The sequence below is a fragment of the Neorhizobium sp. T25_27 genome, assembly GCF_002968565.1.
Classification (GTDB): domain Bacteria; phylum Pseudomonadota; class Alphaproteobacteria; order Rhizobiales; family Rhizobiaceae; genus Neorhizobium; species Neorhizobium tomejilense.
In genome coordinates this window covers 981,838-996,351 of sequence record NZ_PVBJ01000001.1, presented here as the reverse complement: position 1 = coordinate 996,351, position 14,514 = coordinate 981,838, and the positions used below count along the sequence as shown (strand labels likewise).

Below are 14,514 nucleotides of genomic sequence, written 5' to 3'. Positions count from 1 at the left end.
AATTTCCATGGCCCTGAAACTCGTCGGTCTTGCGGGTAGCTACAACCGCCCATCCAAGACCTTTGCGCTGGTCGAACACATCGCCTCCGTCGCAGCCGAACGTTATGGATTCGACGTCCGGCTTCACGACCTTACCGATGTCGGGCCGTCTCTCGGTCAGGCACAACGCCAGGGCGATCTCGACGAAGCAGCCGCCAGGGTGCTCGCCGATGTCGTGGAGGCCGATTTCCTGATCGTCGGTTCGCCGACCTACAAGGGCAGCTATCCCGGCCTGTTCAAACATTTCATCGACCTGATCGATCCGGAACAACTGCGCGCCAAGCCGATCCTGATCACCGCAACCGGCGGCGGCGACCGGCACGCACTGATGGTCGAACATCAGCTTCGGCCGCTGTTCGGCTTCTTCATGGCCCATACATTGCCGACGGCTGTCTACGCCTCCGATCGCGATTTCGCCGATTATCGGATCGTTTCGGAGTCCCTGCAGCAACGGATCGGCTTTGCCGTCGACGAGCTTGCCGCCTTCTTCCCCGTCCGGGGACTCGCTGCCGCCGAGTAACTTTACTTTCGCCGGATTTGTCGTCATCAATCCCCGCCATCGCAATCCGGAGGGGAACGCAATGACGATCGAAGAAGACATGGCGAAGATCGCGGAGCAGGAGAAGGCGCTCGTCTTCGACCGGTTCGACCTGACCACTGCCTGGGACCTCGGATCGTTGCTTCGCCATATGGCCGTCGAACGGGGCCTGAGCGTCGTCATCGACGTGCGGCTGCATTCGATGTCGGCCTTCTACACGGCATTGCCGGGCACCACCGCAGACAACGAAAACTGGGTGCGCCGCAAGCGCAATCTGGTGTTCCGCTTTTTCCAGTCGAGTTATGCAATCGGGCGGAAGCTCGAGCTCCAGGGCGATACGGTGGAAAGCCGATATGGTATTCCCGCAGCGGACCATGCGCCGCATGGCGGCAGCTTTCCGATCAAGGTCGCCGGTGTCGGCTGCATCGGGGCGGTGACGGTGTCGGGCCTGCCGCAGCGCGAGGATCATAACATGGTCGTCGAAGCCCTTGCCCGGATGACCGGCAAGGATATCTCCACACTCCGTCTCGGCTAAGGAGATATGCGATGGCGCAGGCCGACGTAAAAACCCCCGGGGAAGTTTTCACCTTCTGGTTCAAGGAGCTGACCCGCAAGGACTGGTTCGAGAAGAATGAGGCGCTCGACGAGGCAATGCGCCGGCATTTCGCGGCCACTCATCTTTCGCTTGCCCGCGGCGACCTCGACGCCTGGCGGACGTCGCCGGAAAACCGGCTGGCGGCGGTGATCGTGCTCGACCAGCTTTCCCGCAACCTCTATCGCGGCACCCCGCTTGCCTTCGCAACGGATTGGCTGGCCTTGCGGGAGGCCAGGCTGGCGATCGAGGCTGGCGCGGATATGGCGGTCCTGCCCGAGCAGCGCGGCTTCTTCTATCTTCCCTTCGAGCATTCGGAGACGCTCGCCGATCAGGATCGGTCGGTTGAACTCTTCGCCTTGCTGGGTGATGCGGAATATCTGGACTATGCGGAACGTCACCGTGCGGTGATCCGCGAATTTGGTCGTTTCCCGCATCGCAATGCGCTGCTCGGCCGGGAATCGACCGCCGCCGAACTCGAATATCTTGCCAAGCCCGGCGCCGGTTTCTGATCTCGAAGTAATTATCGGCGGAACATGCGTGCGACGGCAATCAGGATGCATGCACCGATGAAGCCGGCGATCAGGTAGCCGATCCAGCCGCCGAGCACGACGCCGAAGACGCCGAGAATGGCATTGGCGATGATGGCGCCGACAATGCCCAGGATGATGTTCATGATCAAGCCCATGTCGCTTTTCATGAACTTTTCGGCGAGCCAGCCGGCAATGCCGCCGATGATGATGGCTGCGATCCAGCCGATACCTGCCTGTTCCATGACTTACCCTCAATGATTGTTGGGACGGGGAAACGCGAAGAAATGTTCCAGGTTCCAGGAATTGGAACAATTCCTGGAACCTGGACTACAGCATTCCTTTTCTTCGCCCAGAAGTCACTCTATTTTCGCCGACGAATCCGATCGAAAGACAAAAGAGCAGACATTTGACAGAACTTCCCACGACCGGCCCTTCAACCGTTCAGCGCATAACCCGCGTGCTGTTCGCCGCACTCATGATCGCCGCCGTCCAGCTGGGCTCGTCGTCGCATGTGTTTGCCCAGACGCAACAGCAGGCGCAGGGACAGCGCCAGGAGCAGGTGCCACCCGACGTCACCCTCGATTCGATCAATTCGGACATGAAGGGCAAGATAGACACGATCCGTCAGCGGCTCGATAGCTTCCGCAACCGGATCCAAAGCGACGCCGATGACGATGCGCGCCTTGCGGAACTCAGGGTTCAGGCGGAAACGATCGTCGGCGAAATGCGCTCGGCCTCGGATGCCATGCGCACTCGCGTCGAACAGATCCAGGCCCGGCTTAAGAGCCTCGGCGAGCCGCCTGCGGCCGGCCAGCCTCCGGAAGCGCCCGCGGTCGTTGAAGAGCGCAATCGGCTGTTGAACGAGCGCTCCGAGCTCAATCTGATCGTCGACGACGCCGGCCAGCTTTCCAACAGCGCGACCCAGGTCGCCAACACGATCACCAATCTGCGCCGCACGCTGTTTACTCAGACGCTGTTCCGCCACACCGAGCTGTCGGGCGAATTGTTCGCCGATGCCGGCCACGCGTTCGTCGCCGAGGTCAGGAACTTCGGCTCTACCTTCAGCGGCTGGATCAGTTTCGTCTGGAAATTCAAGAAGCTGCAGCTGCTGGGCGCTCTGGCGCTGTCGCTCGGCGCGGCAATGCTCTTCCTGTCCGGAGGATACCGGCTGTTCGGGCGTTTCATCCGGCGAAACGACCACGAACATCCCTCCTATATAAGGAGATTGTCGGTGGCGTTCTGGTCGACGGTGATCCAGACCGTGGCGCTGGCGGCCTTTCTGCTCGCTTCCTTCCTGTTCCTCGACGGCTTCAACGTGCTGCGGACGGATATCACGCCGATCGTGGTGACCTTCTTCGGCTTCGTCTGGTTCGTTAATTTCGTCTGGAAGCTCACCTATGGCGTATTGGCGCCGGGCGAGCCGGAGTGGCGGCTCGTCCGCATCACCAATCGCGGTGCCCGCCTGCTGACGCTCGCCGTACTCGCCATGGCGATCGTCAACGGGCTCGACTATCTGCTCGGCGCGATCAGCGAGGCGCTGAATTCGCCGCTGGTTCTGACCATCGTCAAAAGCCTGCTCGCTTCGGTGATCATCGGCCTGATCCTGATTGCCATCTCCTTCGTCCAGCCGCGGCTTGTCGAGGGCGAGGATCCCGATGGGCCGGGACATCGGTGGCCGCGGTACTTTCCGCTGTTCCTCCGTGTCATGGGTCTGCTCCTGATCCTGTCGGTGCTGACGGGATATGTGGGGCTTGCCCGGTTCGCTTCGACCCAGATCGTGCTGACCGGTGCGGTGATCGTGCTGATCTATATCGGGCTCCTGTCGGGCAGGGCGGTTTCGAAACAGGGATCGTTCACGGATACGGCGGTCGGCCGCCGGCTCGCCGAAAGCTTCAATTTCGGCGAGGTCTCCCTCGACCAGGCAGGGCTCGTTGCTGGACTTGGCATCTACGCCTTTGCGCTGATCCTCGGCATTCCCCTCATCCTGCTGACCTGGGGCTTCCAGATCGCCGATATCGAAGCCTGGATCTACAGTTTCTTCACGCAGATCCGGATCGGCAACATCTCGATCTCGATCGTCGGCATTCTGGGCGGCATTCTGCTCTTCGGCCTCGGTTTCGTGGTCACCCGCTGGGTGCAGAAGTGGATCGACGGCAATGTGCTGGCGCGCAGCCAGGTGGATCTCGGCGTCCGCAACTCGGTCAAGACCGGTATCGGTTACCTCGGCATCGGGCTTGCGGTGATCGTCGGCGTCTCGGCCGCGGGCATCGATCTCTCGAGCTTCGCGCTGGTGGCATCCGCGCTGTCGGTCGGCATCGGTTTCGGTCTCCAGAATATCGTCTCGAACTTCGTCTCCGGTCTGATCCTGCTCGTCGAGCGGCCCTTCAAGGTCGGCGACCATGTGGTGACCGGGGCGACGGAAGGCATCGTCAAGCGCATCTCGGTGCGCGCCACGGAGATCGAAACGTTCCGCAAGCAGTCGATCATCGTGCCGAATTCCGACCTCATCAACTCGCCGGTCGGCAACTGGACGCATCGCAACAAGATCGGGCGTTCCGAGGTGCCGGTCGCGGTGAGCCACCACACCGATCCGCAAAAGGTGATGGATATCCTTCTGGAACTGGTCGATCAGGTGCCGGAAGTGCTGCGCAATCCGGAACCGCACGTGGAGTTTTTGAGCTTCGGGCCCTCCTCGCTCAATTTCGAACTGAGGTTCCATCTGGCCGACATGGGCGAGGGCTTGAGAATCCGCAACAATCTGCGGATCGCCATCCTCAGGCGGTTCAAGGAGGAGGGGATCGATATCCCGTTCCCGCAGCAGGAAATCATCTTTCATCGGGGCAGGCCGATCCCGCAGGAGGAGAATGATGCAAGAGGGGGCGCTTGACCGTCCCTCCGCTCGAGCCCCGCGCGGCCATTCTGAGGATCGTCGCGGGCTGGCTCCCGGCATGTCGTAAACAGGCGTTTGGCCCGCCTGTCGGAATTGCATAGTCCCTGCAGTTTGCGAAAAGGCCGCACGAGGCCGAAGAGGGGTTTTTTCCATGAAGACACATGCACGGGCGGTGGTGATCGGCGGCGGCGTGGTCGGTGTTTCGACGCTTTATCATCTGGCGAAAAAGGGCTGGAGCGATGCTGTCCTGATCGAACGCAAGGAATTGACCTCCGGTTCGACCTGGCATGCGGCGGGTCTTCTGCCGCTTTTCAATCTCTCCTATTCGGTCGGCCAGCTGCACAAATATTCGGTGCGTTTCTATCAGGAACTGCAGGAAGAGACCGGCATGAATGTCGGTTTCTCGAAAGTCTCGAACATCCGTCTCGCCCGCACCAGGGACCGCTGGGAAGAGTACATGTATTATGCCGGGATCGCCGAGACGATCGGCGTCACGGTCAACGTCCTGACGCCCGAACAGGTGAAGGAAATCTGGCCGCTCTGCGAGATGGATGGAATCCTCGGCGCCATCCAGCATCCGGACGACGGCTATATCCAGCCGGCCGACCTCACGCAGGCGCTTGCCAAGGGCGCGCGTGACCTCGGCGCCACAATCTATCGCAACACGACCGTCACCGCCATCGAACAACAGCCGGACGGGCTCTGGAAGGTGACGACCGACAAGGGCGAGATCACCGCCGAGCACGTCATTTCCTGCACCGGCAACTTTGCCCGCAAGACCGGCGAGATGGTCGGCATCAACATTCCGGTCATTCCGGTCGAACACCAGTACATCGTCACCGAGCCGCATCCGGCGATCCAGGAGCGCAAGGCCAAGGGCCTACCGGAAATGGGGGTCCTACGCGAATCGGACTCGTCCTGGTACATGCGCGAGGAGAATGGCGGCCTGCTGCTCGGGCCTTACGAGGTCGGAGCACCCGTCTGTTACGTCGACGGTCCGTCCGACGAGAGCGAATACGAGCTCTTCAACGAGGAACTCGACCGGTTGATGCCCTATATCGAGACCGCCATCGTGCGCGTGCCGGCCTTCGGCGAAGTGGGCATCAAGAAGGTCTACAATGGCGCGATCGCCTATACGCCGGACGGCTCGCCGATCGTCGGTCCCGCGCCCGGCCTCAAGAACTTCTGGCTGAACGAGGGCCATTCCTTCGGCATCACCGCCGCTGGCGGCGCCGGCTGGCAGCTGGCGGAATGGATCGTCGATGGCGAACCCACCGTCGACATGATGGGCGTCGATCCGCGCCGCTTCGGCCCTTACGCAACGGAAGGCTACCTCATCGAGAAGAACGAAGAGGCCTATGCCAATGTTTTCACGATGCATTATCCTGACGAAGAGCGTTCTGCCGCGCGTCCGTTGAAGACGACGCCGGTCTATGACCGGCTGAAGAAGATGGGTGCCGTGTTCGGCTCCGTCTACGGTTGGGAGCGCGCCAACTGGTTCGCGCCTGAAGGTTATGAAGTGCCTGCGGAAGACCTCGGCGTCGGCGTCGACGTGCTGACCGGCCACAATCATGCGCCGGCACTGGAAGATGGCCGGATCGTCGAAAAATGGTCTTTCCGCCGCTCGAACTATTTCGACCACGTCGGCAACGAGGTCAAGAATGTCCACGAGAATGTCGGCGTGCTCGACATGTCGGCCTTCGCCAAGATGGAAGTGTCCGGCCCGGGTGCGCGCGCTTTCCTCGACTCTATCTTTGCCAATGCGATCCCGAAGAAGCGCGGCCGCATCGCGCTCTGCCACCTTCTGACCAAACAGGGTGGGGTGCGTTCCGAGTTCACGGTCTACGAATGGGCACCGGATCGTTTCTATCTCGTGTCGGCGGGCGCCTATGAGGCGCATGACCAGGATTACCTGCGTAAGCTCGCCCCGACAGATGGCTCGGTCAAACTGACCCAGATCACCCAGAGGCTCGGCGTGCTGGTTCTGGCAGGCCCGAAGTCCCGCCAGGTTCTGAAGAAGCTCACCCGCACCAGCCTCGACAACAAGGATTTCCCCTGGCTGTCCGGCAAGGAGATTTCCGTCGGCATGGCCTCCGCCCATGCGCTTCGCGTCAACTTCGTCGGCGAGCTTGGCTGGGAACTGCATCACCCGATCGAGATGCAGAACTATATCTTCGACAAGCTGATGGAAGCCGGCGCCGAATTCGGTATCAAGCCTTTCGGCATCCGAGCCATGCTCTCGATGTCGGTCGAGAAATCCTACCGGCTCATCCCGCGCGAAATGTCGATCGAGTACAATGCCTACGAGTCCGGCCTCGACCGGTTCATCAAGACCGACAAGGAATTTCTCGGCAAGCAAGGCCTGCTTTCCTACAAGGAAAAGGGGCTGCGGTGGAATTTCTGCACGCTGGTCATCGAAGGCGCCAATGATGTCGATGCCCGCGGTTCGGAGGCGATCTACAACGAAGACGGCGAATTGATCGGCCGCGCCACCAACGGCGCCTACGGCTGGCGTATCGGCAAGTCGTTGGCGCTTGCGATGGTCAAACCGGGCTATGCAGAGACCGGCACCAGGCTCAAGATCAAGATTCTCGGCAGCCTCTACAACGCCAGTGTTGTGCCGGAAAGTCCGTTCGACATGGACAACACTGCGCTACGGGCCTGAAAACCGCCTAAAAGTAAGAAGTCGTTGACGTTAGCGGGCGGTCTTCGGGCCGCCCGTACCGTTTTGATACCGTAGTGCGGCTCCGATTAACGGTTCTGCAAAGCGTTTCCACTAGGGATGTTATCAGAGGGGATAATATCTTATTCGATAGGGGCACCATGACATTCCTCGGCATCTCCGGGATGCAGTATTCCGGCCAATCACTGGCAAACTCCCGCATCCTGCTTGCGGAGGATTCGAACGTCTTTACGTCGATGATCGGGACCCGGCTCAGGGAGCTGTTCGGCATCGAGGTCGAAATCTGCCGCAACTTCGAGGAATTGCAGTTCGCCTATGACCGCTCCGCCGAGCCGGTGATGCTGGCGATTTCCAATATCAATCTGCCAGGCGCGGAAAACGGGGAAGCGCTGGAGTATCTCGTCGATCTGTCGATCCCGACCATCGTCTTTACCGGGACCTTCCATGAAGAAACCCGCGACAAGCTGCTGACCAAGGACATCGTCGACTATATCCTCAAGGACAATGTCTTCGCGGTTGAAATGCTGGCCGAATCGGTCTGCCGGTTCCTTACCAATCATCGCCACCACGTCCTGATCGTAGACGACAGCCCGACCGCACGAGCGCTGCTCTCGAGCCGCCTGAAGCGCTACAATTTCCGGGTCAGCGTTGCCGAGAACGGTGCCAAGGCCTTGGATATTCTCAAGAAGAACCCGGATATCGGCCTCGTCGTCACGGACTACAACATGCCCGATATCGACGGCTTCGAACTCACCCGCCGCATCCGTTCGGTGCGCGGCTCGCACGAACTTAGGATCATCGGCGTTTCGTCCTCTTCGAACCGGCTGCTTTCGGCCCGCTTCCTGAAGGCCGGCGGCAATGATTTCATGCTGCGCCCCTTCATCGACGAAGAATTTTACTGCCGCGTCAACCAGAACCTGGATACGCTCATCCAGATCCGGTCGATGCAGGCAAGACGCCAGGAAACGGCGGTGAAGAACGTCGCCTGATCCCCGAGGAACTCCGTATGCCGTACCTTCTAAGCCAGCATTTCCGGGAGAAGGAGCGCTTGACCCACGGTTTGGCGGCGCCGTTGCCGATCCAGATGGAGGCGGTCCGTCCGATTGCCGATCCGTTGACCGGTTTTGCCAACCTGAAGGAATTTTACCGGCTTGGCGAACCGGTGGTGAGGGAATGTCTTTCCGAGGGGATATCCTGCGCCGTCGCGATCGTGAGCATCGACCATTTCCGGCGGTTGAACGCTGTCCATTGCGAAGAAACCGTCGCCCAAGTCGTCAAGACCACCGCCGCCAGGCTTGGTTCCGCGTGTCGCGGCAGCCGTCATTTTCTTGCGCGGCTGGGTGACGAGGAATTCGGCATGCTGCTGGTCGGTCTCGACGTAGCCGCTGCGACGGAATTCTGCGAGAATCTGAGGCTTGAGGTCGCCGGCATCAGGATCATGTCCGGCGATATCGATTTTTCGATGACCGTTTCGATCGGACTGGCGGAGGTCTGCGGTCCGGAAACGTTCGACAATTACCTCAACGCCGCAGAACAATTCCTGTTCATGGCGAAAAGCCATGGCCGCAACAGAGTGTTTTCCGACTATACGATCGCGCTGCAGGCGGCGGACTGACCCGCCGCAATCCCCAGGGCTCAGGCCACGACCCCGGTGCGCGACGTATTCATGTTGAGCTTGCGCTCGGCCCGTTCCTGCTGCGGCGAACGATTATAGACCTCCCGATAACATTTCGAGAAATGCGACGCGGACACGAACCCGCAGGCAACCGCCACCTCGACCACGGGCATCGAGGATTGCACGAGCAGGTGCCTTGCCCGGTCGAGCCGGATTTCCAGATAATAGCGCGCCGGCGAGCGGCCCATTTCCTGACGGAACAGGCGTTCGATCTGGCGCCGGGAGAGGCCGGCGTCGTCGGCGATCTCGACCAGCGACAGCGGCTCGGAGAGATTGTTTTCCATAACCTCGATGATCGTCAGAACCTTGGCGTTCTGGACGCCGAGGCGGGCGCGCAGCGGCAGGCGCTGGCGGTCATGCGGGTTGCGGACGCGGTCCGTCAACTGCTGCTCGCAGACGCGGTTGACGAGGTTCTCGCCGAAATCCTGGCTGATCAGGTTCAGCATCATGTCGAGCGAGGCGGTGCCGCCGGCGCAGGTATAGAGGTTCGAATCGACCTCGTAGAGATCCGCATAGACTTCCGCCTGCGGGAATGCCTCGGCAAAGCCTGGCAGGTTCTCCCAGTGGATCGCACAGCGCTTGCCGTTCAGCAGCCCGGCCTGGGCGAGGACATGCGCTCCGGTGCAGAGGCTTCCAACGGCAATGCCGCGGTTATAGGTCTCGCGCAGCCAGGCGTTGACCGACTTGTTGTTGAATTCCTCCACGTAGACGCCCGAGCAGACCAGAACCATGTTCGGACGGTTTTCACCGGAGAGGTTGCGACGTTCGTCGGCGAGAGAGGAGTTTACTTCGATCCCGATGCCGCTCGAGGAATAGACCTTTTCGCCGTCGGCGGAACAGAGCCGCCAGGTATAGGCCGAGTATCCGAGCATGCGATTGGCGATTCGCAGCGTCTCCACCGCTGCAGCAAAAGGCAGCATGGTGAAATGGGGAACAAGAAAAAAGACGAGAGAGCGCTTTGCTGCCGGGTTTTTGGTCATCACATTCATGCCGTCATTCCCCTTGTTCGTGGCCGTACATTGCGGCCCGCTTTTCTTCAAAAGCGACATTGGCACGGGGAAAGGCGGCGGAGAAGGGCTTTGGACGACAGGCTGATAACATTTTTGCGACATAAGCGGGTCGCAGACGTAATTGCCAAAGGCGATAGGCTCAAAGCGTGTCTCAGATTACATGGCCCGCTTCGCTGTTCGCGTCGGCGGGCCATGGAGCGGGAGGGTTATCGGCGATGCGGTGCGGCATTGGTCGTCGGCCATCCGATGTCCTTGCGGATTTCTGCCGGCAGACCTTCCAGCATTCTTTCGGTCTGGCGACGACGCCATTGATCGCGAAGGCTGATAACCGCGTCCAGGGCAGGGCGGATGAGCGAGGCGAACGATGACGGCCGGGACCGGGAGCGATCGCTCTCCTGATAGGTGATCATAGTCATGTCAGTTCTCCTTGAGTGTCTCATGGGACAACGCTCAGTCGGGACAATGAACGCCATCAATCCATCAATCAATCGGATGCAAGTTATGCGTCTCATGAAATTCTGTTTTGTATCGACGCTTGCTTCCGATGTTTTTGAGTATGCCGCCGGTTTGACATTCAATCAAACGAAATGATATGGTGCTTAAGTTCAGAATTATTGATAGAGGCTGACATGACTGTCCCATTCCGCCCGCCGCTTCCGCTGCTCGATAATGACGTATTGCGCACGTTCGTGGCGATTGCCGAAACCGGCAATTTCTCGACCGCGGCCGATGCAGTTCTGCGTACGCCGTCAGCGGTCTCGATGCAGATCAAGAAACTGGAAGAGCAGTTGAAGACGACGCTCTTCCTGCGCGACGCTCGCTCGGTGTCGCTGACGCAGCATGGCGAGATGCTGCTTTCCTATGCGCGGCGCATGCTGGCGCTCTCCAACGAGGCAGTGTCACGTTTCGTCATGCCGGAACTCTCCGGCGTGGTGCGTCTCGGCGCGCCGGACGATATCGCCGAACGCCTTCTGCCGAAGGTTCTCAAGGACTTCGGCGAAAGCTTTCCGGGCATCATGGTCGATGTCACGGTCGACATGAGCCTGGCGCTCAAGAAGCGCATGGACGAGCAGCGGCTGGACCTGGCGCTGATCAACTGTGCGACCCGGCCTTTCTCGACGGCCGGAGAGATGATTCACACGGAAAGACTGGTCTGGGCCGGCGCCAAATGCGGCACGGCCTATCTGCGCGATCCGCTGCCGATTTCCGTCTGGGAAGACGGGTGCGTGTGGCGACATGATGCAATTTCTCAGCTCGAGAAGCACAAGCGGAGCTATCGCATCGCCTATGCCAGCGCCCATACGATGGCGCAGCGCGCCGCCGTGCTGTCCGATCTGGCGATCGCGCCGTTCCCGCGCTCCTACGTCACCGACGACATGCAGATACTCGGGGCGAAAGAGGGCCTGCCGGAGCTTATCAACTTCGATATCCGCCTGTTGACGGCACCGCAGCTTTCCGTGCCCGGCAAGGCCGTGGCCGAAAGCATCCGCGAAGCTTTCGGCTCCCTGGTCGCCGCTGCTGCCTGATCCTACTCGCGGCCGCGGCGACGTCTGCGGCCGCCTTCTCCCGAAGCCTCGGCTGGTACCTTTCGCTCCGGCAGGGTGATGACTGCCGCCAGGTGCGGGAAGGCATCGACCTTGTTCGGCAGGGCCATGGCATAGACGAAATGCTCCTGGAATTTCGGCTCCAGCGCCGTCTCGATCTTCTCGATCCTGCTCACGGTTTCCTCGATCTCGCGGCGGTAGCCGCGGTTCAGCAGGCACATCCGTGCGCCCGTGCCGGCGGCATTGCCGACCGATTTGACGCGGCCCAGATCGCAATCCGGGATGAGACCCAGCACCATCGCGTATTTCGGATCGATGAACGTGCCGAAGGCGCCGGCAAGGCCGATCCGGTCGACATGGTCGACACCCTGCTTGTCCATCAACAGCTTGACGCCGGCATAAAGCGCCGCCTTGGCGAGCTGGATGGAGCGCACGTCGTTCTGGGTCACGGTGATGCGCTGCTCGCCGTCATGCACCAGATAGGAGAAGGTCCGGCCGTTCTGGAGGATGCGCGGGCTGCGCTCCGCCATCGCGCCGTCCACCACGCCGTCTTCCGAAATCAGCCCGGCAAGATACATTTCGGCAATCACTTCGATGATCGCAGAGCCGCAGATGCCGGTGATGCCGGTCGCAGCGGCGGCATCGGCAAAACCCGGCTCGTCCGACCAGGGCTCGACGCCGATCACCCGGAAGCGCGGCTCAAGGGTTTCGGCGTCGATGCGGATCCGCTCGATGGCGCCGGGTGCTGCCCGCTGGCCCGACGAGATTTCGGCACCTTCGAAGGCCGGACCGGTCGGCGAGGAGGCCGCGACGACACGGGTCGAATTTCCGAGCACGATTTCCGCATTGGTGCCGATGTCGACCAGCAGCATCATCTCCTCCTGCCGGTGCGGACCTTCCGACAGGGTTGCCGCCGCGGCATCGGCACCGACATGGCCGGCAATGCAGGGCAGGAGATAGGTGCGGGTGCCGTCGTTCATCGGCAGGCCGATCTCGGAAGATCTGACCTTTACCGCTCCGGAAACGGCAAGCGCAAAGGGAGCTCCGCCAAGTTCTGTGGGATCGATCCCGAGGAACAGATGGTGCATGATCGGATTACCGACAAAGACGCTGTCGAGAATGTCGGCGCGGGACACGCCGCCGTCGGCGCAGACCTTGTCGATCAGTCCGTTCAGCGCCTCGCGCACGGCTAATGTCATCGCCTCGCGCCCGTCCGGGTTCATCATCACATAGGAAACGCGGCTCATCAGATCCTCGCCAAAGCGGATCTGCGGGTTCGATGTGCCCGCCGAGGCAACGGTACGGCCCGACAGCAGCGACGACAGATGCATGGCGATCGTCGTCGAGCCGATATCGCAGGCAATCCCGTAGGCCTCGTTCTTCAGGCCGGGATAGAGCGCGACGAGGCGGGCGCGGTCGTCGTCCCGGTCCTTGTGGATTGCCGCCGTGACCTTCCATTCGCCCTTGCGCAGAATCTGCTGCACTTTCGGAATCAGGTGGAAATCGACATCCAGATCGTCGAAATGCCACTCGGCGGCAAGCGCGGCCTTCAGGCGGTCGAGATCGCCGAGCGGTTTTTCCATGTCGGGCTCTTCCACCTCGACATAACACATGCGGATCGCCGGATTGCGGTCGAAGACACGCTCGTCGGCGGCCTTGCGCACCACCTGCGCGTTGATCACCGTATCCTGCGGCACGTCGACGACAAGATCGCCGAGGATTTGGGTCGAGCAGGAGAGGCGGCGTCCCTCGGGAAGCCCGCGCACGCGGTCGTAGCGCTCCTCCTTGGGACCGATCGGCGACAGGTGGTCGTTCGCCGAGGTAATGCCGTGCTTGGCGAAATGTCCTTCCTGGACCGAGACCTGGCAGCGCCCGCAGGTCGCCCGCCCGCCGCAGACGCTCTCCACGTAGACGCCAAGTTGGCGCGCGGCATCGAGCACCGGCGTGCCGACCGGAAACCGGCCGCGCTTGCCGGACGGCATGAAGAGGACGAGGGGATCTCTCTTGGAAATATCCGCCATGATACCTGTACTTACTCCATGCTTGCTCCGGCGCCAGCCCGTGCGGCCCGGCCGCCGCGTCGGCCGCTGGCGGCCGAAGGTGCAGCCGTCGCAGCAGTTCCACCGCCTTCGACCGGCTTATAGTCCCGATAGGTCATGATCCAGTTACCGCAGTTCTGATCCGTGCCGTTCAGCACGTTGGCTGCGCGCACCGCTTCCATTTCCTGCGGCCGGCAGGGGTTCATGATCGCCGACGTCATTCCGGCGCCGATCACCATCGGGATGAAGCCGGCATTGATGCCATGGCGGTGCGGCAGGCCGAAGGAAATGTTGGAAAGCCCGCAGGTCGTATTGACCTTCAGCTCCTCGCGCAGGCGCCGCAGCAGCGCAAAGACCTGCAGGCCCGCGGTTCCGAGCGCGCCGATCGGCATGACCAGCGGATCGACCACGATGTCATGCGGCTTGATACCGTAGTCGGCGGCGCGTTCAACGATCTTCTTGGCGACCGCGAAACGGACGTCCGGATCCATCGAAATGCCGGTCTCGTCGTTGGAGATCGCCACCACCGGTACGTCGTATTTCTTGCAGAGCGGCAGAATGGCTTCGAGCTTTTCCTCTTCGCCGGTCACCGAATTGACCAGTGGCCGGCCTTTGGCGACTTTCAGCGCCGCCTCGATGGCGGCTGTCACCGAACTGTCGATCGACAGCGGCACGTCGACGAGGCCCTGGACGATCTCCAGCGTCCGCACGAGCAGGCCAGGTTCGGTCTCGTTGGGATTGACCGAGGTGACCCCTGCATTGACGTCGAGCATGGTGGCACCCGCCGCCACCTGTTCCAGCGCATCCCTGATGACCGTGTCGAAATTGCCCTCGATCATCTCGGCCGCGAGCTTCTTGCGGCCCGTCGGGTTGATGCGTTCGCCGATCACGCAAAAGGGCTGGTCGAAGCCGATCACGATCTCCCGGGTTGCGGATGCGACGATGGTGCGGGTCATTTCTTCCTCCAGGCG

Annotated in this window: 13 protein-coding genes; 8 read left to right on the top strand and 5 right to left on the bottom strand. The window is 61.2% G+C overall.

The window, feature by feature from the left end; all coding sequences use genetic code 11:
• Positions 1-7: 7 nt before the first annotated feature.
• From msuE to C5J24_RS04985, 3 genes are all read left to right on the top strand, one after another.
• Positions 8-559, top strand: coding sequence for an FMN reductase (gene msuE / locus C5J24_RS04995; RefSeq protein ID WP_105416027.1), 552 nt, complete (start codon positions 8-10; stop codon positions 557-559).
• A 61-nt stretch (positions 560-620) separates the two neighbouring features.
• Positions 621-1,112 carry a heme-degrading domain-containing protein gene (locus tag C5J24_RS04990; RefSeq protein WP_105416025.1) on the top strand — a complete coding sequence of 164 codons (492 nt, stop codon included), beginning with the start codon at positions 621-623 and terminating at the stop codon, positions 1,110-1,112.
• Between the two features lie 11 nt (positions 1,113-1,123).
• Positions 1,124-1,681, top strand: a complete 558-nt coding sequence (locus C5J24_RS04985; RefSeq protein ID WP_046667006.1) for a DUF924 family protein — start codon at positions 1,124-1,126, stop codon at positions 1,679-1,681.
• Between the two features lie 11 nt (positions 1,682-1,692).
• On the opposite strand, the gene C5J24_RS04980 is transcribed toward C5J24_RS04985, so the two are convergent.
• The gene (locus tag C5J24_RS04980) at positions 1,693-1,944 is read right to left on the bottom strand and encodes a GlsB/YeaQ/YmgE family stress response membrane protein (protein ID WP_046599797.1); all 252 of its coding nucleotides are present in this window, start codon (positions 1,942-1,944) and stop codon (positions 1,693-1,695) included.
• Positions 1,945-2,108: 164 nt separating this feature from the next.
• Between C5J24_RS04980 and C5J24_RS04975 the strand changes: the two genes are divergently transcribed.
• From C5J24_RS04975 to C5J24_RS04960, 4 genes are all read left to right on the top strand, one after another.
• Entirely contained in the window at positions 2,109-4,589 is a 2,481-nt protein-coding gene (locus C5J24_RS04975) for a mechanosensitive ion channel domain-containing protein (RefSeq protein ID WP_245446516.1), read from the top strand.
• 154 nt (positions 4,590-4,743) lie between these two features.
• Positions 4,744-7,257 carry an FAD-dependent oxidoreductase gene (locus tag C5J24_RS04970; protein WP_105416023.1) on the top strand — a complete coding sequence of 838 codons (2,514 nt, stop codon included), beginning with the start codon at positions 4,744-4,746 and terminating at the stop codon, positions 7,255-7,257.
• Between the two features lie 158 nt (positions 7,258-7,415).
• Entirely contained in the window at positions 7,416-8,264 is an 849-nt protein-coding gene (locus C5J24_RS04965; RefSeq protein WP_105403490.1) for a response regulator, read from the top strand.
• A 17-nt stretch (positions 8,265-8,281) separates the two neighbouring features.
• Positions 8,282-8,890 carry a GGDEF domain-containing protein gene (locus C5J24_RS04960; protein WP_105416021.1) on the top strand — a complete coding sequence of 203 codons (609 nt, stop codon included), beginning with the start codon at positions 8,282-8,284 and terminating at the stop codon, positions 8,888-8,890.
• 20 nt (positions 8,891-8,910) lie between these two features.
• Here C5J24_RS04960 and C5J24_RS04955 read toward each other — a convergent pair whose 3' ends face one another.
• Together C5J24_RS04955 and C5J24_RS04950 are read right to left on the bottom strand one after the other, a co-directional pair.
• Positions 8,911-9,930 carry a GlxA family transcriptional regulator gene (locus C5J24_RS04955; protein WP_046667158.1) on the bottom strand — a complete coding sequence of 340 codons (1,020 nt, stop codon included), beginning with the start codon at positions 9,928-9,930 and terminating at the stop codon, positions 8,911-8,913.
• A 236-nt stretch (positions 9,931-10,166) separates the two neighbouring features.
• Entirely contained in the window at positions 10,167-10,376 is a 210-nt protein-coding gene (locus C5J24_RS04950; protein WP_105403492.1) for a hypothetical protein, read from the bottom strand.
• A 213-nt stretch (positions 10,377-10,589) separates the two neighbouring features.
• On the opposite strand from C5J24_RS04950, the gene C5J24_RS04945 reads away from it, so the two are divergent.
• Entirely contained in the window at positions 10,590-11,486 is an 897-nt protein-coding gene (locus C5J24_RS04945) for a LysR family transcriptional regulator (protein ID WP_046611350.1), read from the top strand.
• A 2-nt stretch (positions 11,487-11,488) separates the two neighbouring features.
• On the opposite strand, the gene C5J24_RS04940 is transcribed toward C5J24_RS04945, so the two are convergent.
• Both C5J24_RS04940 and C5J24_RS04935 read right to left on the bottom strand, forming a co-directional pair.
• A complete protein-coding gene (locus tag C5J24_RS04940; protein ID WP_105416019.1) occupies positions 11,489-13,525 on the bottom strand; it encodes an ASKHA domain-containing protein in 2,037 nt (678 codons plus the stop codon).
• 11 nt (positions 13,526-13,536) lie between these two features.
• Complete coding sequence (locus tag C5J24_RS04935) at positions 13,537-14,499, bottom strand: methyltetrahydrofolate cobalamin methyltransferase (RefSeq protein ID WP_105416017.1); 963 nt, start codon at positions 14,497-14,499, stop codon at positions 13,537-13,539.
• Between the last annotated feature and the right edge of the window lie 15 nt (positions 14,500-14,514).

What these genes read in the sequence shown, in the direction of transcription:
- C5J24_RS04940 (WP_105416019.1), bottom strand. Translation starts at nt 13,525, where the DNA reads ATGGCGGATATTTCCAAGAGAGATCCCCTCGTCCTCTTCATGCCGTCC.
- C5J24_RS04970 (WP_105416023.1), top strand. Translation starts at nt 4,744, where the DNA reads ATGAAGACACATGCACGGGCGGTGGTGATCGGCGGCGGCGTGGTCGGT.
- C5J24_RS04955 (WP_046667158.1), bottom strand. Translation starts at nt 9,930, where the DNA reads ATGACCAAAAACCCGGCAGCAAAGCGCTCTCTCGTCTTTTTTCTTGTT.
- C5J24_RS04935 (WP_105416017.1), bottom strand. Translation starts at nt 14,499, where the DNA reads ATGACCCGCACCATCGTCGCATCCGCAACCCGGGAGATCGTGATCGGC.
- C5J24_RS04990 (WP_105416025.1), top strand. Translation starts at nt 621, where the DNA reads ATGACGATCGAAGAAGACATGGCGAAGATCGCGGAGCAGGAGAAGGCG.
- C5J24_RS04980 (WP_046599797.1), bottom strand. Translation starts at nt 1,944, where the DNA reads ATGGAACAGGCAGGTATCGGCTGGATCGCAGCCATCATCATCGGCGGC.
- C5J24_RS04950 (WP_105403492.1), bottom strand. Translation starts at nt 10,376, where the DNA reads ATGACTATGATCACCTATCAGGAGAGCGATCGCTCCCGGTCCCGGCCG.
- msuE (WP_105416027.1), top strand. Translation starts at nt 8, where the DNA reads ATGGCCCTGAAACTCGTCGGTCTTGCGGGTAGCTACAACCGCCCATCC.
- C5J24_RS04985 (WP_046667006.1), top strand. Translation starts at nt 1,124, where the DNA reads ATGGCGCAGGCCGACGTAAAAACCCCCGGGGAAGTTTTCACCTTCTGG.
- C5J24_RS04965 (WP_105403490.1), top strand. Translation starts at nt 7,416, where the DNA reads ATGACATTCCTCGGCATCTCCGGGATGCAGTATTCCGGCCAATCACTG.
- C5J24_RS04960 (WP_105416021.1), top strand. Translation starts at nt 8,282, where the DNA reads ATGCCGTACCTTCTAAGCCAGCATTTCCGGGAGAAGGAGCGCTTGACC.
- C5J24_RS04945 (WP_046611350.1), top strand. Translation starts at nt 10,590, where the DNA reads ATGACTGTCCCATTCCGCCCGCCGCTTCCGCTGCTCGATAATGACGTA.